Origin of the sequence: Prevotella sp. P4-67, from assembly GCF_002251325.1 — a bacterium.
In the GTDB taxonomy this organism is placed as follows: Bacteria; Bacteroidota; Bacteroidia; order Bacteroidales; family Bacteroidaceae; genus Prevotella.
This window is the reverse complement of the sequence record NZ_NPJL01000009.1, coordinates 69,022-89,271: the sequence shown is the minus strand read 5'-3', so window position 1 is coordinate 89,271 and position 20,250 is coordinate 69,022. Positions and strand designations below refer to the sequence as shown.

General features: G+C 54.5%; 16 protein-coding genes. 6 read left to right on the top strand and 10 right to left on the bottom strand.

The features are described 5' to 3' along the window. Nucleotides 1–42 precede the first annotated feature (42 nt). On the bottom strand, nucleotides 43–1,068 hold the full coding sequence (locus tag CIK92_RS00855; protein WP_254045969.1) for a metallophosphoesterase family protein: 1,026 nt from the start codon (nucleotides 1,066–1,068) through the stop codon (nucleotides 43–45). 21 nt (nucleotides 1,069–1,089) lie between these two features. Beyond that, complete coding sequence (locus CIK92_RS00850; protein WP_022310561.1) at nucleotides 1,090–1,593, bottom strand: low molecular weight protein-tyrosine-phosphatase; 504 nt, start codon at nucleotides 1,591–1,593, stop codon at nucleotides 1,090–1,092. A gap of 478 nt (nucleotides 1,594–2,071) precedes the next feature. On the opposite strand from CIK92_RS00850, the gene CIK92_RS13235 reads away from it, so the two are divergent. Then, a complete protein-coding gene (locus tag CIK92_RS13235; RefSeq protein WP_144289286.1) occupies nucleotides 2,072–2,440 on the top strand; it encodes a hypothetical protein in 369 nt (122 codons plus the stop codon). Nucleotides 2,441–2,497: 57 nt separating this feature from the next. Here the strand turns inward: CIK92_RS13235 and CIK92_RS00840 are convergent, their stop codons facing one another. The 4 genes from CIK92_RS00840 to CIK92_RS00825 all read right to left on the bottom strand — a co-directional run bounded on the left by CIK92_RS00840 (nucleotide 2,498) and on the right by CIK92_RS00825 (nucleotide 5,974). After that, a complete protein-coding gene (locus tag CIK92_RS00840) occupies nucleotides 2,498–2,881 on the bottom strand; it encodes a hypothetical protein (RefSeq protein WP_094387834.1) in 384 nt (127 codons plus the stop codon). 1,086 nt (nucleotides 2,882–3,967) lie between these two features. Then, nucleotides 3,968–4,195, bottom strand: coding sequence for a hypothetical protein (locus CIK92_RS00835; protein WP_094387833.1), 228 nt, complete (start codon nucleotides 4,193–4,195; stop codon nucleotides 3,968–3,970). A gap of 594 nt (nucleotides 4,196–4,789) precedes the next feature. Then, on the bottom strand, nucleotides 4,790–5,017 hold the full coding sequence (locus CIK92_RS00830; RefSeq protein ID WP_094387832.1) for a hypothetical protein: 228 nt from the start codon (nucleotides 5,015–5,017) through the stop codon (nucleotides 4,790–4,792). A 684-nt stretch (nucleotides 5,018–5,701) separates the two neighbouring features. Then, nucleotides 5,702–5,974 carry an HU family DNA-binding protein gene (locus CIK92_RS00825; protein WP_022310559.1) on the bottom strand — a complete coding sequence of 91 codons (273 nt, stop codon included), beginning with the start codon at nucleotides 5,972–5,974 and terminating at the stop codon, nucleotides 5,702–5,704. A gap of 228 nt (nucleotides 5,975–6,202) precedes the next feature. Between CIK92_RS00825 and CIK92_RS00820 the strand changes: the two genes are divergently transcribed. The 5 genes from CIK92_RS00820 (at nucleotide 6,203) to ettA (ending at nucleotide 14,690) form a co-directional block, all read left to right on the top strand. Continuing rightward, nucleotides 6,203–7,117 (top strand): rhomboid family intramembrane serine protease, encoded by a 915-nt coding sequence (locus CIK92_RS00820; RefSeq protein WP_094387849.1) that lies wholly within the window; start codon nucleotides 6,203–6,205, stop codon nucleotides 7,115–7,117. A gap of 2 nt (nucleotides 7,118–7,119) precedes the next feature. Then, on the top strand, nucleotides 7,120–8,220 hold the full coding sequence (locus tag CIK92_RS00815; protein WP_094387831.1) for an endonuclease/exonuclease/phosphatase family protein: 1,101 nt from the start codon (nucleotides 7,120–7,122) through the stop codon (nucleotides 8,218–8,220). A gap of 201 nt (nucleotides 8,221–8,421) precedes the next feature. After that, on the top strand, nucleotides 8,422–11,421 hold the full coding sequence (gene secDF / locus CIK92_RS00810) for a protein translocase subunit SecDF (protein ID WP_094387830.1): 3,000 nt from the start codon (nucleotides 8,422–8,424) through the stop codon (nucleotides 11,419–11,421). A gap of 456 nt (nucleotides 11,422–11,877) precedes the next feature. Beyond that, nucleotides 11,878–12,960 carry a serine protease gene (locus CIK92_RS00805; RefSeq protein WP_094387829.1) on the top strand — a complete coding sequence of 361 codons (1,083 nt, stop codon included), beginning with the start codon at nucleotides 11,878–11,880 and terminating at the stop codon, nucleotides 12,958–12,960. A gap of 32 nt (nucleotides 12,961–12,992) precedes the next feature. Continuing rightward, nucleotides 12,993–14,690, top strand: a complete 1,698-nt coding sequence (gene ettA, locus CIK92_RS00800; protein ID WP_022310555.1) for an energy-dependent translational throttle protein EttA — start codon at nucleotides 12,993–12,995, stop codon at nucleotides 14,688–14,690. A gap of 360 nt (nucleotides 14,691–15,050) precedes the next feature. On the opposite strand, the gene CIK92_RS00795 is transcribed toward ettA, so the two are convergent. From CIK92_RS00795 to rbsK, 4 genes are all read right to left on the bottom strand, one after another. Then, on the bottom strand, nucleotides 15,051–16,550 hold the full coding sequence (locus CIK92_RS00795; RefSeq protein WP_094387828.1) for an ADP-ribosylglycohydrolase family protein: 1,500 nt from the start codon (nucleotides 16,548–16,550) through the stop codon (nucleotides 15,051–15,053). Nucleotides 16,551–16,657: 107 nt separating this feature from the next. Beyond that, the gene (locus CIK92_RS00790) at nucleotides 16,658–18,160 is read right to left on the bottom strand and encodes an ADP-ribosylglycohydrolase family protein (protein WP_094387827.1); all 1,503 of its coding nucleotides are present in this window, start codon (nucleotides 18,158–18,160) and stop codon (nucleotides 16,658–16,660) included. A 24-nt stretch (nucleotides 18,161–18,184) separates the two neighbouring features. Continuing rightward, on the bottom strand, nucleotides 18,185–19,216 hold the full coding sequence (locus tag CIK92_RS00785) for a GRP family sugar transporter (protein ID WP_022310552.1): 1,032 nt from the start codon (nucleotides 19,214–19,216) through the stop codon (nucleotides 18,185–18,187). A gap of 44 nt (nucleotides 19,217–19,260) precedes the next feature. After that, nucleotides 19,261–20,178 (bottom strand): ribokinase, encoded by a 918-nt coding sequence (rbsK, locus tag CIK92_RS00780; protein WP_094387826.1) that lies wholly within the window; start codon nucleotides 20,176–20,178, stop codon nucleotides 19,261–19,263. Nucleotides 20,179–20,250 lie beyond the last annotated feature (72 nt).

Sequence of the window (20,250 nt, the reverse complement as noted above, 5' to 3'; positions counted from 1 at the left end):
CTATAGTTTTCCCCTATTATTTGTGGCTTAGACTAATATTTCCTATCGCTTCTCTTTCACGGGGCGCTTGCGCCAGTCGTCCTTGACATAGCTGTCGGGATAGACGGTGACGTTCTGGCGGTCGCCCTTGAGGGTGCGTATCCAGGTGTCAAAGCGGCGCTGGCCCTCGTGGAGCACGATGACGCGTGCGCCCACGGGCAGATGGTTGTACTCGGTGTTGCCGCCCGAGAAGCGGCCGTAGCCCAACAGAATGTCGTGGTAGAGGGTAGTGTAGTCGTTGTCGTGGTCGTGACCGCAGAAGATGCCCATCACGTCGCCTCCCTCGCGCATGGCGCAGAACATGCCGCTATTGAGCAGCGGGGGGCACGATTTCTCCATACGGGTGCCTATCAGCACGTTGGCCTCGGTGGTGGCGGCTTGGGCAAACTCGGGCAGAGGGATGTGGAAGAAGGAGAGGGCTGGGAGCGGGCGCCCGCCGTTGGCTGCGGTGTAGGCACGGCTGCGCTCGCGATACCACTGCACCTGGTCGAGCGTGAGCCAGGCGTAGGTGCCGAGGCGCTTGGTGGCGGGGTAGCTGTGGGAGTCGAGGCAGTAGAGTAGGGCAGCGGGGGCGGCGCTCTTGCTGCCGGCAATCTCGAGCACATAGTCGGGCGACTCTACGCTGCCACGGTCGGGCTGTAGGCAGTGGCGTCCGCGGCGGATGATGTCGTAGAGCTGGGCGAGGGTCATGCCCTGCTCGTGGTCGTGGTTGCCGAAGAGGATGACGTAGGGCACGCCGTGGCGCTCGATGCGGTCTACGATGTGCGTCATGGCGGTGTCGGCAGGACGCGCGTAGATGTTGTCGCCGGTGAAGACCACCAGGTCGGGACGCTCGGTGCCGACCACGGCGTCGATGCACTCCAAGGCGGTGGCAGAGCGTGGGTTGCGGCTCTGGTAGTGGAGGTCGGTAAACTGGACTATCTTGAACTCGCCACGGGTGTCAAACTTCAGGGTCTGGGCGGTGGCATCGGTGCCGGCGGTAAGGGTAAGGAGCGCGGCGGCAATAAACTGCATGATACGTTTTAGCATGGTCGGGTATGATTTTGTGGGTTATAGTTGTCGTTGGAGTTGGCTGAGCAGACGGCGGCAGCCCTGCTCGATGAGGTCGAGTGCCAGTTCGAAGTCGCGGTCGCCGCCATAGTAGGGGTCGGGCACGGAGTCGTAGCCGCAGTCGGCGTCGAGGTAGTCGCTCATGCGCAGGATGCGGTCGGCCTGGGCCTGGGTGCGTGCCTTGGCGCTGATGGCGCGGTAGTTGCCCTCGTCCATCACGATGATATAGTCGAAGCGGTCGAAGTCGGCTGCCGAGAACTGGCGGGCATGATGGTCTACACGGTAGCCGCGGCGGGCTCCGTGGCGGCGCATACGGCTGTCGGGCAGCTGGCCCACATGCCAGTCGCCGACGCCACACGAGTCGACCTCAATCTGGTCGTTCAGACCGGCTTCGGCTACCATCGCTTCCATTACGGCATGGGCGGCGGGCGAACGGCAGATGTTGCCGAGACATACGAAGAGAAGCCTCTTGGGCTTGGGGGCGTCAACAGATGCTGGTGTCATAGTCTATATATATAATAATGTATATAGATATAACGCCAGCAGTGTGGTTTTATTGCCATAGGGTGGTCATAAATCGCATGGCAGCCGCTGTTGCAGCCCTTGTTGCTAAGTTGGCGCATCGTCGCTGCGCTCTTGCGCCGTGTTAGATGTTGTTTGATAAGGTCGAGTTGTAATACGCATAGTATCAATGAGTTCAGCGGAGCTGTTGTGGCGTCGTTGGCGGGAGGTCTCTTTGCTGATCATGAGGAAAGCAACTAAATAGAATATGAAAAAAATGATATTCGTACGCATTTTTATTATATTTCCAGCCTTTGTGGGCGCCAAGAGAAAAAACGAGATAGGCGCGCGTGAAAAAGTCTTGGCAGTGGGCGCGACAGTCTGTAATTTTGCAATCGCTGAGGTCGAAAGCCCAGCAAGAAAAGTATCAGACATAAAGAGAAAAATCAAGCAAAACAGGGTAGGAACCCACTTTAAGGAAATGTATTCTAAATTTGATAATCTGGACATTACAGTCGACTCGTCGATTAAGAAGATTACACGTAAGGCGTGCATGTACCTTTCTGAGGCCATCGAGAATGGCATCATGCTGTCGGAGAATCCAACTGCCAACATCGTAATCTACGACGACCGCATTGATTTTGGTATGTGCCTCAATCCCACCATGGATATGATGAACGCCGCTTACTTCCCCAACTTCTATGAGGAGGACGGCAATATCGTATACCGCTTCGCTGGCAATGCCTGTTGCGAGGTCGAAGACCAAACCATCAACTATGTAGGTCACACAGACCCCATCACTGCAGATGATAACAAGGTTTTTAATATGATTTATTCGAAATACGCATAAGCAGATAGATATTCTTTACACATTCTCAACAAAAATCATACACATTAATACAATAACTTAGTAATTTTTTTGAAGCAAGAGCACGAACCCGAGGAATCTGGATGAAGACCCCCTCACGGTTCGTGTTTTTATTATCCTCACATTGGGCGTCATAATCCTCGGTTTGTGCTTTGCTTTTCTCGTGTCGTTCTTTGCCACATTCGGTTCATGCTTTGCCATCCTCGAATTGTGCTTCGCCATCAAGTTAACCCTCTCCCCAAGTTTTTTCCATATCCCCACAACCTCCGCAGGCACGTGTGCCAGCGCTGGGCAGACGGCGGCATATCCCGTCATGGCAAACGCCAGTCCCGCTAATATTAATAATGTAGTGGTGATTGTGGTGGCTGGCTCGTACCTTTTGATACGTGGGTTCGTATCATAAGTCACGCGGCCACGTATCATAAGTCACGAGCCCACGTATCAAATGACACGAAGCAGTAGGGTTGGTCACGACATGGCGGAACATGCTGATTTACATAGTTATAGTTGATTCCCTCTTCGTTGACAATACTTTCCTGCGGTGGATGCACAATGATAAAAATCTACAAAAAGATTAGTGGCTGTTGTCGTCATGCCGTGCATGGCGTTGGGGGTTATGGCTAAAACGGTGTAGGACAATAATGACAGATTGAGTATAACGCCTTCGGCTAAGCGCAACTCTTACAGAGTAGCTAAGTAGGGTGGGTTTCTTACCCAGGGTAGAGGTGCTTCGCCCCTCAACCCTGGGCTATGTAATCGCAACTCCTACAGAGTTGCTGCTGCTTGCGGACTATAATTCATCGTTGATGATGCGCCCCCAAGGGTTATACATAATTAGTTTGTTGTCGATGATGTGCGCCCCTACAACCATGTATGGCTATCCCATCGTGGACGGTGCGCACCCCTGGCAATTCCTCCAGAGTTGCTGCTGCTTGCGGGCCATAATTCATCGTTGATGATGCGCCCTCAAGGGTTATGCATAATTAAGTCCGCTGTCGATGGTGTGCGCCCCTACAACCATGTATGCCTATACCATCGTTGATGATGCGCCCCCAAGGGTTATACATAATTGGTTTGTTGTCGATGATGTGCGCCCCTACAACCATGTATGGTTATCCCATCGTGGACGGTGCGCACCCCTGGCAACTCTGAAGGAGTTGCGTTTTCCCAGCCCAGGGTTGCGGGCGAAGCTCGCTACCCTGGGTAAACGACCTACGAATGTAGCAACTCTGACGGAGTTGCGCTTAGCCGTAGGCGTTACTTGTAATGTATATGTCAATATTCCTTGAATATACTATCGCAAGAATACACAAAAAGATTTGTGGCTTTTCCGGGCTATGCCCTATGCGTCCGTGTGTGTCGGTAAATATCTCGAGAGCATGCTCTCGGATATTCCCCGCCACCCCCATCCGCGCCTGCCTAATGGCAGGCTGAAAAGCCGCAAATACAAAAAGTCCGCCGTTGGCGGTAAAAAAAAGTCCGGCTACGCCGGTACAAAAAAGGATTACCTTATTTTCTAACGGCAGTCGTCATATAGATGGAATACACAAGCTGCTGTTTTTTTACCGCCAACGGCGGCCTTTTTTTACGGCCGCCAGCCGCTTTTTGAACCATGGTGGCTGTTGTCGTCATGCCGTGCATGGCGTTGGGGGTGACGGCGACGAGAAGGACGAAAACTCGTTTTCCGACTGGCGTCACCGCCAGTCCCCAAAAGGCGAAGCCGACAACAGTCGCCATGGCTTTTTGTGTTTATATCAACCTCTAATTGAGGCAGTTATTAATTGATTAACCCCGCAATTGAAACCTTGTTTCCTGCCGTGGTAACGCCTTCGGCTAATCGCAACTCTTACAGAGTAGCAAGTAGGGTGGTTTTCTTACCCAGGGTAGAGGTGCTTCGCCCCTCAACCCTGGGCTATGAAATCGCAACTCCTACAGAGTTGCCAGGTGTGCGTACCGTTCACCACAGAAGCCCCATCCTAACCTTCCCCAAGGGGAAGGAAAAAAGCCAAACCCAAGCCCCGTCCACGGGAATGTTCATCACACTATTACCAGTGGATAGAATTACGCGAATGAGGTTGTCACCGTATTCCCTCTGGTTTCCATAATCTTTGAATATGCACTCGCAAAAATCTACAAAAAGATTTGTGGCTTTTCAGGGCTATGCCCTATGCGTCCGTGTGTGTCGGGCAATATCTCGAGAGCAGGCTCTCGGATATTCCCCGCCACCCCCATCCGCGCCTGCCTGGTGGCAGGCTGAAAAGCCGCAAATACAAAAAGCCCGCCGTTGGTGGTAAAAAAAGTCCGGCTACGCCGGTACAAAAAAGGATTACCTTATTTTCTAACGGCAGACGTCATATAGGTGAAATACACAAACTGCTGTTTTTTTACCGCCACCGGCGGCCTTTTTTTACGGCCACCGACCGCTTTTTGAACCGTGGTGGCTGTTGTCGTCATGCCGTGCATGGCGTTGGGGGTGACGGCGACGACACGGAGGAAAACTTGTTTTCCGACTGGCGTCACCGCCAACCCCCAAAAGGCGAAGCCGACAACAGTTGCCATGGCTTTTTGTGTTTATATCAACCTCTAATTGAGGCAGTTATTAATTGATTAACCCCGCAATTGAAACCTTGTTTCCTGCCGTGGTAACGCCTTCGGCTAATCGCAACTCTTACAGAGTAGCTAAGTAGGGTGGGTTTCTTACCCAGGGTAGAGGTGCTTCGCCCCTCAACCCTGGGCTATGTAATCGCAACTCCTTCAGAGTTGCTGCTGCTTGTGGGCCATAATTCATCGTTGATGATGCGCCTCCCATGGCTATGCATGTTTAGTCCGTTGGCGATGATGTGCGCCTTTACCGCCATGTATGTTTATCCCATCGTGGATGAAGTGCTCCCCAAAAGTTATGCATAATGAGTCCGCTGTCGATGAAGTGCGCCCCTACAACCATGTATGGCTATCCCATCGTGGACGGTACGCACCCCTGGCAACTCTGTAGGAGTTGCGTTTTCCCAGCCCAGGGTTGCGGGCGAAGCTCGCTACCCTGGGTAAGCGACACACTAATCAGGCAACTCTGTCGGAGTTGCGCTTAGCCGTAGGCGTTAATCCTTTGTCGAGGTATATACGACCTACAACTGTCCATGCACTGCTGTCCAGGCTACGGATAACCTAATGCACCGCCCTCTCCAAACAAAAAATGGCGACTCCGGAAGGAGCCACCATTGATGATAAAAATCTTTTACAATATTATTACTTCACAGCGTTAGCAAGCTCTGCGCCAGCCTTGAATTTTACCACCTTCTTGGCAGCAATAGCGAGCTTCTCGCCTGTTCTGGGGTTGACACCTTCGCGAGCGGGACGCTCGGTAACAGAGTATGTGCCAAAGCCAACGAGCTGTACGTTATCACCTGCTACGAGAGCTTCCTTAACAGCCTCTACAGTAGCGTCGAGAGCCTTCTTTGCATCTGCTTTGCTCAGACCGGCAACTTCTGCGATCTTTGCAACCAATTCAGTCTTGTTCATAATGTGGATATTAAATGGTTAAAAATTATAAGAAATAATCGTTTTTACGTGACAAATATAGAGTAAAGTTTTCAATCAACAAACAAAAAAAGCAGAAAAGTGAACTTTTTCCATAAAAAAACACGTTTAAGGCCCGTTTTTGAAGCCATAACAGATATTTTTCGTAATTTTGTGACGCTAAAGAGCACTATATTCACAATTATATATAATAGAAAACGAAACAGTATGATACGCAATATTCCGCTGATTACAAAGAACTTGTTAATCATCAACCTCATAGCCTTCCTGGCTATGCTCGGGCTTAGGGGTTGGGGCATTGATCTCAACGATGTGCTGGGCCTTCACTTCTTCCTTGCAGGCAATTTCCACGTGTACCAGCTCTTTACCTATATGTTTATGCACGGAGGTTGGGAGCACATCCTCTTTAATATGTTCGCCCTATGGATGTTCGGCTCAGCTGTCGAATACCGATGGGGAGCCAAACGTTTCTTGTTTTTTTACATTTTCTGTGGCGTCGGAGCTGGTCTGCTGCAGGAAATGGCGCAGCTCGGGCGCTTCTATATGATGGCTTATGACCAGATACCCCAGTTCTCGCTGAGCGACACGATGGCTCTGGCTTACAACATCCGCGACTATCTGAACAAGCTGACCACGGTGGGTGCCTCGGGAGCCATCTATGCGGTAATGCTCGCCTTCGGCATGACGTTCCCCAACGAGCGCATATTCATCTTCCCCATTCCTTTCCCCATCAAGAGCAAGTGGTTTGTGGTAATCTGCGTCGCCATTGAGCTGATTTCATCCATCGCTTCGTCTAACGACGGCGTGGCGCATCTCGCCCACCTCGGCGGTATGCTCTTCGGCTATATCCTCATACGCTACTGGCGTCGCCGCCCCTATGTCAACCCGCGCGGATTTACCGGTCATGAGATGTTTGACAACATGCGCCGCAAGTGGAGCCGCGACAGGAGCCACTACCAGCGTCGGCCCAAGAACCAGGCGAGCCGAGAGACCGACTGGGAATACAACGCGCGGCAGAAAGCCAACCAGGCAGAGATAGACCGCATCCTTGACAAAATCAGGAAGAGCGGCTATGAGAGTCTCACCGCCGAAGAGAAGCACCGCCTCTTCGACTTAGGCAAATAACTATGGCGAAGACGATAACCAAGATAATGCTGCAGATGATTGCCGGCGCCAATGTGGCAACCATCGTAGCGATGTTGGCCACGGGATATTCGGGGTATATCAACCCCGCGGTGTCGCCGTGGCTTGCCAATGCAGCGCTGGTCTTCCCCGTCTTCCTCTTTCTCAATTTTGCTTTCCTCATATTCTGGCTGTTCTTCAAGCCCCTCTACGCCATCATCCCCTTTGTGGGCATGGTGATAGGCTTCACGCCCATACGCACCTACTGCCCCTTCAACATCCCCAGCGCGGCACCCGAGGGCGCCATCAAGGTGATGTCGTACAACGTGTGGGGCTACGGCACCGACAAGAATGTGGACGGCACCAATATCGTGGTGCAGTATATCGCCGACAGCGATGCCGACATCGTGTGCCTGCAAGAGGCCAACGCCTCGGCTGAAGTGCAGGCGCAGATAGACTCGCTGCTCTATACCAAGTATGCCTACCACGACACCCTGCAGCGCAAGGACAAGGGCGGGCTGGCCATACTCAGCCGCTTCCCGATACGCCACAAGGAGGTCATCGACTATCCCTCGGTGGGCAATCTCTCGGGTGCCTTCCTACTTGACATCGACGGCGACGACGTGGTGGTTATCTGCAACCACCTGGAAACGACGGGGCTCACGCTGGAAGAGCGCGAGAACTTCAAGGACATGCTCAAGGGCAATCTGGAAAACCACACCGTCAAGACCGAGTCCAAGCGGCTCATAGACCAGTTGGGCGAGTCGGCACGTACGCGCGCTCCGCAGGCACAGGCTGTGGCGCGCTATATCCGCAAGCACGCTTATCAGAGCATCATCTGCATGGGCGACTTCAACGACAGTCCGCTCTCCTATGCCCACCACACGATAGACAAGGAGCTCACCGACTGCTATGTAGCGTCGGGCAACGGCCCCGGCATCAGCTACCACCTCTCGGGATTTTACGTGAGGATAGACAACATCTTCTGCTCTGACGACTGGGAGCCATACTGTTGCACCGTAGACCGCAGCATCAAGGCCAGCGACCATTATCCCATCATGGGATGGCTGAAGAAAAAGGGCGGAAATAACCCCGAAAACCACTGAAAAACCAATAGCGTCAACGGGAACAAGCCTTTATCCCACCTTTTTATATAAAAAGTCGTTTATTCTCTTTAATAATGTAAAAAAAATAACTATCTTTGCAAGGTGATAGGCTGCGCTTAGGTGCAGCAAGGATGAGTGGGGCTATCGGCTAACGCCGTGGAGACCAGAAGAACAAGATTACAATTTAAAAATCAAATAAAAATGCAAAACAAAGGAATCGTAATTTTTACGGCCGTCATGCTGACACTTGCCAGCATTTTCTACCTGTCATTCTCAGGAGCTACACGCTACTATGACGCACAGGCAGCAAAGCTCGACGACCCAATTGCCCAGCAAGATTACAAGGACTCTGTCAAGTACCTCGGCATCTACTCTTACCAGAAGTGCCTCGAGACTCAGATTGGCCTTGGTCTTGACTTGAAGGGAGGTATGAACGTAATCCTCGAGATTTCAGTACCTGACGTGGTAGACAACCTGGCTGACCACAAGACAGACGCAGCCTACACCAAGTCAATGAAGGAAGCTCGGACAGAGGAAGAGACCAGTCAGTCAGACTTCATCACTCTCTTCATCAAGGCTTATCACAAGAACGCCCCCGGTCATCATCTGGCCGAAATCTTCGCTACACAGCAGCTCCAGGGCAAAGTAAGTCCGCAGAGCAGCGACTCAGAGGTAGAGAAGGTACTGCGCAGCGAGGTGCAGTTGGCTATCGACAACTCATTCAACGTAGTGCGCAACCGTATCGACAAGTTCGGCGTAGTACAGCCCAACATCCAGAAGCTGGAAGGTCAGGCTGGCCGCATCATGGTGGAAATGCCTGGTGTGAAGGAGCCCGAGCGTATGCGCAAGCTGTTGCAGGGTAGCGCCAACCTGGAGTTCTGGGAGACTTACAACTCTGACGAGATTGTGCCCTACCTCATCCAGATAGACCAGCACCTGGCCAACAATGGCGCTGATACCACCGCTGTGAAGGAAAAGAAGGCCGCTGCCGACAAGGCTGCTGCCAAGGCTGCTGCCGACAAACCCAAGTTCCAGCTCAAGGACAACGACGCCAAGAAGCCTGCCAAGCTCAACGACGAGGCACAGGTTGAGGCTCTCAAGAAGCAGCACCCCCTCACCGCCATGCTTCAGACTACCGGCAACGGCCAGCTGAGCCTTGTTGGTTTCGCCAGCGTGCGCGATACCGCAGCCATCGACAAGATTATCTACTCTGCTGCAGCCAAGCAGATACTTCCCTCAGACGTGAAACTGCTGTGGAGTGCTACTCCTACAGACATGTACGGCGAGCAGGTGAAGAACGTATTTGAGCTCCACGCCATCAAGGTGACATCTACCAGTGGTCGCGCTCCTCTCGAGGGAGACGTGGTAACCGACGCCAGCGACGAGTTCAACCACATGACCGGTGCTCCTGAGGTGAGCATGAAGATGAACCCCGAAGGCGCACGCCGTTGGGCAGCGCTCACCAAGGCCAACGTAGGCAAGGCCATTGCCATCGTGCTTGACAACGCCGTCTATTCGGCTCCCCGCGTAAACTCTGAAATCGACGGTGGCCAGTCATCAATCTCAGGTAACTTCACCGTAGAGATGACCAAGGACTTGGCCAATACACTGAAGTCTGGTCGTATGCCCGCTCCCGCCCGCATCGTGCAGGAAGAGGTGGTAGGTCCTACACTGGGTGCCCAGTCTATCCAGCAGGGTATCATCTCATTCGTAATCGCCTTCGTGTTGCTGATTGTCTACATGGTGATGATGTACAACTTCATCCCCGGTATGATTGCCAACTGCGCGCTGGTCATCAACGTATTCTTCACCCTCGGTATCCTTACCTCGTTCCAGGCTGCGCTCACCATGAGTGGTATCGCCGGTATGGTATTGTCACTGGGTACTGCCGTCGACGCCAACGTGCTCATCTATGAGCGTATCAAGGAAGAGCTGCGCGCCGGCAAGATGATGAAGGAAGCCATCAAGGCAGGTTACAGCAACGCCTTCAGCGCTATCTTCGACTCTAACTTGACTTCATTGATTACTGGTGTCATCCTGCTGGCCTTCGGTACAGGTCCTATCCAGGGCTTCGCCACCACATGGATTATCGGTATCTTCTGCTCGTTCTTCACCGCTGTCTTCCTGACACGTCTGGTTTACGAGCGTCAGCTCAACCACGACAAGTGGACAAGCCTCAAGTTCTGGACTCCTATCTCCAAGAACCTCGTGCAGGGCACCAACTTCAAGTTCATGTCTATGTACAAGCTCACCTTCATCATCGCAGGTGCAGCAGTGGTAATCTTTGGTGCCAGCCTTGGTGTACGCGGTCTCGACAAGAGCATCGACTTCACTGGTGGTCGCAACTACGTGGTACAGTTTGAGAAGTCTATCGAGCCCGAGCAGGTTCGCGAAATCCTCGACCAGGCCTTCCCTGGCTGCACCAACAGCGCCCTCTCTCTGGGTACCGACAACAAGACTATCCGTATCTCTACCAACTATAAGATAGAGTCTAACAGCCCCACCGTGGACGACGAGGCTGAGACCATGCTCTACAAGACTCTGAAGGCTAACGGTCTGGTAAGCCAGACTTCTGTCAAGGACTTCAAGAACCCCGACATCCGTCAGGGTGGTTCTATCATCAGTTCTTCTAAGGTAGGTCCTTCGGTAGCCAAGGATGTTACCAATGGCGCTTTCATCAGCGTGGGTATTGCCCTTGTCGCTATCTTCCTCTACATCCTGCTCCGCTTCCGCAACCTCGCCTTCTCTGTAGGTTCTACCGTTGCGCTGGCGTTCGACGCCCTCACCGTTATCGGCCTGTTCTCTGTGCTCAAGGGGATGCTGCCCTTCTCGCTCGAGGTCGACCAGACCTTCATCGGTGCTGTGCTTACGGTTATCGGTTACTCTATCAACGATAAGGTGGTAGTATTCGACCGTATCCGTGAGAACCTGAAGCTGCACCCCAAGCAGGACTATCAGATACTGTTCAACAACTCTATCAACCAGACTCTGGCCCGTACCATCAACACCTCTGTTTCTACACTGATTGTGTTGCTGTGTATCCTGTTCCTCGGCGGTAAGAGCATCCAGCCCTTCGCCTTCGCCATGACTCTGGGTGTTGTATTCGGAACTCTGTCGTCTATCTTCATCGCATCACCTATCGCTTACCTCACACTGGGACGCAAGATTCGTGACCGCCGCATTGAGGCAGACCCTGAATAAAGCATAATCACCAATCTCTATACGAGCCGCAACACTTGCCAACAGGTGTTGCGGCTTTTTCTTTGTCCGCCGCCAAGCCCCGCCAGCCTCCCGCAGGTCGCAGACGGGGCTCAGCCACCTTCCGCCGCCCCCTCGCGCACGCACGCGTATATATATAAAGGTGGAGTAGGGGACTTTTGCCGATGCCTTTAGCCCCCTCCCATGTCCTTGGCGACGCCCTGCGCTGCCTCCGTGTGCAGTCACATCGGTGGCGCGACAGCCCCTGTGGGTCCAAAAGTATGGAGAAAGATTATTTTTGCGGCAAAAACGCATTTTTTAGACCATTCATAGCCATTACATCGTTTTTTTTGACTAATTTTGAATAGGTTTAGCCGTTTCCTATGGATATCATTACCTCCACGGCGACAGCGACGGTCAAGCCATAAAGCCCAAATACGACAACAACCATACGACAATATGAAATACTACCACTATCTGATTGCGTTGATAGGCATGATGTGCCTCGTCACGGGATGCAAGAAGACGCCCCAGCAAATCTTCAGCGAGCAGAAGTCGGGCGTAGTGCTCATCTGCAATAAGTTCTACTACGAGATTACGCTCAACGACGCCCATTTCTATTTCTCCGGACTCGACGAGGATGGCGATTTCAGCAACCTCACCGCCGACCTCAGCGAGATAAGGCAGAACGCCGGCGTGCTCAACGGCACCGGGTTCTTCATCGACAACAAGGGCAGCATCCTGACCAACCGCCACGTGGTGGCGCCCGAGGTCGACAAGGCCACCGTGCGCAAGAACATGAACGCCATCATCATGGGCTATGCCCAGTATATCGAGGTGCTGCAAGACTCGATGAACCAGCGTTACCAGGCGCTCCAGGCCTACGCCCAGGACCAGGTCTACACCGACTACGACGGCAACAGCTATACCAGCATGAGCCAGGAAGAGTATTTCACCATCAACTCCGAGCTCGAGAGCCTCAAGGAGCAGTACCGGCAGGCCCAGCAGATCAAGCAGCAGCTCCAGGAGAATATCCTGAACTACAACTTCGACGTCAAGCTCCACTCCCAGTTCGGCATTGCCTATGACGGCAGCAGCGTAGCTTCGTGGGACGACTTCATGAAGACGCCTTGCACCCTGAAGCGCGTCTCCCAAGACGCCAACTCCGACCTCGCTCTGCTCCAGCTCGACCGCGGCGTCACCCCCGATGGCAAGTACATCTTCACCATCGACGAGACCAACATCAAGGTGGGCGACAAGCTCGAAATCAACCAACCCCTCTACATGATAGGCTACAACCGTGGCGTGACCCTTGCCCAGACCACCAGCGGCATCAGTGCCCAGTTTACCAGCGGCACCGTCACCCAGCAGCCCGATGGCAACCGCGTGATGTACAGCATCCCCGCCATGCATGGCTCCAGCGGCTCGCCCGTTGTCGATGACCACGGCCGCGTGGTAGCCGTCAATTTCGCCGGCACCAATGGCAGCGACAACTTCAACTTCGGCATCCCCGTGCTGCGCGTGGCCACTTTCCTGAAATAACAATAACCCAATACAAGTTTTTTAATACAACTATGGCAACAGTTGACGACAAGAAGATTATTTTCTCTATGGTGGGAGTATCCAAGATTATCCCACAAAACCGAAAGCAAATCCTCAAGGACATTTACCTTTCATTCTTCTATGGTGCCAAGATAGGTATCATCGGTCTGAATGGCGCCGGTAAATCTACCCTGATGAAGATTATCGCCGGACTGGAACAGCCCACACAGGGCGAGGTGGTATGGAGCCCCGGCTACAGCGTGGGCTATCTGCCACAGGACCCACCACTCGACGAGACCAAGACCGTCAAGCAAAACGTGATGGAAGGCGTGCAGCAGGTCTATGACGCGCTCGCCGAATACGAAGAAATCAACCGCAAGTTTGGCGAAGAGGAGTACTACAGCGACGCCGACAAGATGGACAAGCTCATGCAGCGTCAGGCCGAGGTCCAGGACATCATCGACGCCACCGACGCGTGGAATATGGACTCCAAGCTCGACCGCGCCATGGCAGCCCTGCGCTGTCCGGCCGGCGACCTGCCCGTCACCAACCTCTCTGGTGGTGAGCGCCGCCGCGTGGCTCTCTGCCGCCTGCTCCTTCAGAAACCCGATGTGTTGCTCCTCGACGAGCCCACCAACCACCTCGACGCCGAGAGCATCGACTGGCTCGAGCAGCATCTGCAGCAGTATGAAGGCACAGTCATCGCCGTGACCCACGACCGCTACTTCCTCGACGACGTGAGCGAGTGGATACTCGAGCTCGACCGTGGCGAGGGCATCCCATGGCACGGCAACTACTCTTCATGGCTCGACCAGAAGACCAAGCGTATGATGCAGGAAGAGAAGCAGGCCTCCAAGCGACGCAAGGCTCTCGAGCGCGAGCTCGAATGGGCACACATGGCTCCCAAGGCGCGTCAGGCCAAGGGTAAGGCCCGTCTCAACGCCTACGAGCAGATGCTGGGCGAAGAGCAGAAGGAGCGCGAGGAGAAACTCGAAATCTTCATCCCCAACGGACCCCGCCTCGGCAACAAGGTCATCGAGGCACAGCATGTCAGCAAGGCCTTTGGCGACAAGGTGCTCTTCTCCGACCTCAACTTCATGCTGCCTCCTAACGGCATCGTGGGCGTCATCGGCCCCAACGGCGCCGGCAAGACCACCCTCTTCCGTCTCATCATGGGACTGGAGCAGGTCGACGGCGGTACCTTTGAGGTGGGCGAGACCGTCAAGCTCGCCTACGTAGACCAGCAGCACAAGGACATCGACCCCAACAAGAGCGTATACGACACCATAGCCCAGGGCAACGAGACCATCCGCATGGGAGGCCGTGATGTCAACGCCCGCGCCTATATCTCGCGCTTCAACTTCTCCGGAACCGACCAGAGCAAGCTCTGCGGAACCCTCTCCGGCGGTGAGCGCAACCGTCTGCAGCTCGCTATGGCGCTCAAGCAGGAGGGCAACGTGCTGCTCCTCGACGAGCCTACCAATGACATCGATGTCAACACCCTGCGTGCCCTCGAGGAAGGTCTCGAGAGTTTCGCCGGTTGCGCCGTAGTCATCAGCCACGACCGCTGGTTCCTCGACCGTATCTGTACCCACATCCTCGCTTTCGAGGGCAATGGCGAAGTGTTCTACTTCGAGGGCAGCTACTCCGATTACGAGATCAACAAGGCACGCCGTCTCGGCAACGAGGAAATCAAGAAGGGCCGCTATCGCAAACTGATGGAGGACTAATCCTCCCTCCTTGCGCCGTCGCGAGCCCTACGGCGAGAGCCGCGCCATCCCCGTCGCCCCTCGCCGTATAGTCCACCATAGATTACGCCCTGAATGGGAAGAGAGCAGTCTCTGTCACTGCCTTTCCCCATTCAGGGCATAGCTTTTGTTTGTTTGCTAGTGCTGTTTGTGGTCTATCCCGAAGAGCAGACTGGCTGCGCCTCCTTATAGTCCGCTGTTTGTAAATCGCCAGCCATCGGCTGGCGATTTTTCATTCCCCGCAGTTGCTCTTTTCGGCCTACTGACCAGCTGCTGTTTATGGCTGCGGGCCACAAGAGCCGCCCAGCGGCATCGGGCATTGCGACCGATGCCGCAGGCGGCCTATTTCTTCTTGTAGACCACGATGCCGTAGACGCGGCTTTTCACGTTGTCTTGCGGGTTTACGCGGCGCAGCGTGATGGTGTGGTCGCCGTCCTCGAGGTCAAAGTTGCAGTAGATTTCGTTGGCACGACTGTGCTTCGAGGCAGGCATCTTGACGGTCTTCACTACCTTGCCGTCGAGCGTCACTTCGACCAGACCCACATAGTCCTGGTCGTCGGCAGTGAGTTCGCCACGCACCACCACGCCGTTGCCGTTGAAGCGTATGGCGCCCACACGGTCGATGGGCTTGTTGCCCAGTCCGCGCTTGCCCACGGCCTGCATGCCCTCAAACGATTGCTCCAGACGCACGGGTTTCACCCCTTGGGTCTTTATCTTCACCGTCTTGGCGGTTGTTTTGCCCCCGTTGAGGGCTATCACCTTTAGCGCATGGCGGGTCGAGAGTTCGGTGGCGCGGCGCAGCGAGATGTCGGTATACTCGAACGGACGGTCTTCGACGAGGTCTATGCAGCGTTTCCAGTTGTCGGGGATATTGCTGTAGCCCAGCATGGTACCCAGGATGCCGCCGGCGGTCGATGGGTTGCAGTCAGAGTCCTGTCCGCAGCGGGTAGATATGTCGATAGTGCGCCCGAAGTCGCCCTTGCCGTAGAGCAGACCCATGATGACGTATGCGCTGTTTACGGTGGCGTCTATGCTGGCCTTGCCCCTGAAGTTGTCGGGGCAAGCCTTGTGGCGGCCATACGTGTTTTCTATCTCGCGCCATGTGTCGCGCCAGTCGGCGTTGGTCCTGCAGAGTTTTATCACGTCGCTCATGAACTTGTGGTAGTACGATTGTTCGGGGATGGCCTTGAGCGCCTCGGTCACGATGTAGTCTACATCGTTGGAGATGAATGCCAGCGAGAACATCGTTGCCACATACACGCCGCCATACCATCCGTCGCCGTAGCTCATGATGTGCCCTATGCTGTCGGTGTAGTAGGCGGCAGCCTGGGGCATGCCCGGCGCCATCAGTCCGGCATAGTCGGCCTCGATCTGGAAGTCTATGTCATCGGCATGGGGATTGTTCTTCCAGTAGCCCGTAGCCGGAGGCTCCATACCCTGCAGGATGTTGTAGCGTGCGCCCTGGTTGGCAGCCCAGAGGGGATAGCCCGCATGGGCGAAGGCATGGGCAAACGCCGAGGTGGGCGCGTTGAGCCCCAGCCGTTCATAGACCTCCACAAAGGTCAGGTCCATGTAGATGTCGTCATACAGTCCGGGGAAGGTGTCGAAGTAGTGGCGCACCAGGGTGTCGTTCCAGGCTATGGCCACCGAGTCGGGAATCATGCGGCCGGGATATTTGAACTCAGTGGGTCCGCCATAGGCTACGCCGATGGTCTTGCCAGCCCATCCGCCCCTGATTTTGTCTGTCAGGGCCGAGCGGCTCAGCGTTACGGTCTTGGCTCCTGCCCCCACGGCCACAGCCGTCATTAGGGCGATGAGCGCTATTCTCATTTTGTTTGTCATAATTGGTGTTATTAAGGATGTCGTCTGAAATGAAAAGACGGAATGTAACGCCCCTCTCATCAGGATAGAGCATCACACCCCGTCTTTGGGAAATATTAAGATAAAAACTACTTAGCCTTCTTCTTGAAAGTGAGATAGCTGTATACATTGCTCTCCACGTTGTCTTCGGGGTTGAGACGCTTCATGGTGAGCACGTGGTCGCCGTCCTCAAGGTCAAAGTTCCAGTAGAGGTCGTTAGAGCGTGCGTGGTTGTTGCCAGGCAGCTTGACGATAGGCATCTTCTTGCCGTCGATGGTTATCTCCACCTCGCCCACGTAGTTGGGGTCCTTGGTGCGCAGATGACCGCGGATGACGATGCCACAGCCGTTGAACTTGATGGCGCCTACCTTGTCGATGCCCTTGTTGCCGAGTCCTATCTTGCGTACAAACTCCATGCCCTCAAACGACTGCTCCAAGCGTACGGTCTTGATGGGCTGTGCCTTGATTTTCACAGACTTGGCTGTCACCTTGCCGCCGTTCTTGGCTATCACCTGGAGCGCGTGCTTCATGCCCAGCTCATACACCTTGTTCAGTGAGATGTCGGTGTAGATGAAGGGGATGTCCTCTACAGACTTGAGAGAGTTTTTCCAGTAGTCGGGAATGTTGCTGTAGCCCAGCATGGTGCCCAGGATGCCGCCTGCGGTCGAGGGGTTGCAGTCTGAGTCCTGTCCGCAGCGTGTCGACACTTCCATAGTCTTGGTATAGTCACCGCCGCCATAGAGCAGACCCATGATGACATAGGCGCAGTTGATCTTGGCGTCGATGTTGAAGGCGGCCTTGACACCGTCGGGGCAGAGATCGGTGGTTCCCCACTTCTTCTGCATCTCGTGCCAGAGGGTCTTCCAGTCCTTGCCAGCCTTGAAACCGGCGATGACGTCGGCCTGGCACTGGTAGAAGGTAGACTGCTCGGGGATAGACTTGAGGGCTTCGGTCACGATGTAGTTGACATCGTTGGAGAGAAACGCCAGCGAGTACATGGTAGCTACATAGACACCGCCGTACCAGCCGTCACCATAGCACATCATGTGGCCGATGGCGTCGCTGTAGTGTGCGGCTGCCTGGGGCATACCGGGAGCCATCAGACCGGCATAGTCGGCCTCAATCTGGAAGTCGATGTCGTCGGCATGAGGATTGTTCTTCCAGTGGCCCGAGGCGGGAGACTCCATACCCTGCAGGATATTGTAGCGGGCACTCTGGTTGGCGTGCCACAAGGGGTATTTGGCATTGGCGAAGGCGTGGGCAAACTCGCTGATGGGAGCGTCCAGCCCTTTCTTCTCAAATACCTCTACGAAGGTGAGGTCCATGTAGATGTCGTCATACAGACCGGGGAACGTGTCGTAGTAGTGTTTCACCCGGGTGTCGTCCCATACTATCTTGGTCTCGTCGGGGATTATCTTTCCGTTGTACTTGAACTCAGTCGGACCACCAAAGGCGCAGCCTATGGTCTGTCCTGCCCAGCCACCCTTGATTTTGTCCTGCAGGGTGGCACGGGTCATGGTTACGGTCTTTGCCGATGCTGCGACAGCGAGAAGCGACGCAAATGCGAGGGTGCAGACTTTCATTGTTTTCATGCGTTATATATTAATGTGTTTAGTTTATGACTTGGCTACGGCGATCATGCCCAGACCCACGATGAAGAGCACGAACATGAGAGAGAGCAGGATGTTGACGATGCTCTTGCTGCCCTTGAACTCCTTCCAGATAAACACGCCCCAGAGAGCGGCAATCATAGGAGCGCCCTGGCCGAGAGCGTAAGAGATAGAGGCACCTATCTTGCCACTGGCGATATAGCTGAGCACAGTACCCAGGCCCCAAACGCAACCGCCGAGCACACCTACCATGTGGGTCGACAGCTTGCCCTTGAAGTAGGTGTCATAACCTACAGGCTCGCCCTCGAAAGGCTTCTTCATCACGATGGTGTTGAAGAGGAAGTTGCTCACAAAGATACCCACTGCGAAGAGGAAGAAGGCGGTATAGGGAGTAGCCAGACCCTCGGCGGGGTTCTCAAAGTTGGTCACGTCCATAGCGCGGGCCACGAGTGCATAGAAGGTAGACATCAGCACACCGGCGATGATGGCGAGCACCACACCCTTCTTGGCTGTCGAAGCCGCATTGCCAGTCTCCTTGGATGCTTCGCCGTTGCCCTTCTTGGCAGCAGCTACGCCGTTGAGTATCAGGGCTACCATAACGAGAGCCACACCCGAGAAGATGAGCACGGGGTCGCCCTGGTCACCACCTACGAAGAGGTAGTTGTTGACTACACCCAGCACCAGAGCCAGACCGCAACCCACGGGGAAGGCGATAGACAGGCCGGCAAGCGAGGTAGAAGCCGAGAGAAGGATATTGGACAGGTTGAAGATGATACCACCGGCAACGGCAGAGAGCACGCTGGCCGAAGACACCTGCTTCAGGTCGTCGACAAAGCTGCGGCCACCCTCACCAAAGCTACCCAGAGTGAAGCCGATAAGGAGAGAGAAGAGCAGAATACCGATGACGTAGTCCCAGTAGAAGAGTTCGTAACGCCAGGTCTTGCCGGCAAGTTTCTGGGTGTTACCCCACGAGCCCCAACAGAGCATCGTAACGACGCAGAGCACCAGGGCTACTGCATAACTGCTTACTATAAACATATTTGTATAAGATTTAGATTGTTAATAATTGCGCGATTGACTGATTAGAGTTCCACTTCGTCGAGATGAGGCATAGACATCTGGGCGCCACGACGGGTCACAGAGATGGATGCGGCCTTGTTGCCGAAGAGGATGGCATCGGGCAGCGACTTACCCTGCGACAGAGCCACACAGAGCGCACCACAGAAGGTGTCGCCGGCAGCGGTGGTGTCGACAGCCTTCACCTTGAAGGCAGGCACACGGATGAGCTCGCCGTCGAGACGGGCACACACGCCCTTGCTGCCCACGGTGATGATGACGTCCTTGACGCCCAGCTTCTGTATCTCGTCCATAGCGGCGGGGGTGTCATCTTCGCCCTTGACCTCGATGCCCCCGATGTAAGAGGCTTCGGTCTCGTTGGGGATGAGCAGGTCCACATTCTTCAGCAGAGCCTCGGGCAGCGGTTTCTTGGGAGCCGGAGCCGGATTGAGCACCACATAGGCTCCCGCCTTCTTGCCCAGCGCGGCAGCCTCGACGAGCGCCTCGACAGGGGTCTCCAGCTGCATCAGCACGATGCTGGCATCGGCAAACAGCGCCTCGGCCTCGCGCACATCAGCAGCGGTCAGACAGGCATTGGCTCCCGAGTCGAGCACAATGTTGTTTTCACCTGAGTCGATGGTGGTGATGATGGCCACTCCCGAGGGTGCCTCGGCAGTCACCTTGAGTGCCGATACGTCGATGCCCTCGCCTCGCAGCATGTCAATGGTGGAGTTGCCAAACTGGTCGTCGCCCACCTTACCTATAAATGCGGTGCCTCCACCCAAGCGGGCTGCGGCTACAGCCTGGTTGGCACCTTTACCGCCATGATTGGTCATAAATCCATGGCCAAACATAGTCTCGCCAGGTAGTGGGAAGTGGTCGGCTGAAATCACTAAGTCCGTGTTGGCACTGCCCACGACGAGAATTTTTTTGTTTTCTTTCATTATCATGGTAAACCTGGTTATAATTTGCAAATTGACAGTGCTAAAGTAAAAAAAAATTAACCAAGCGCAAAA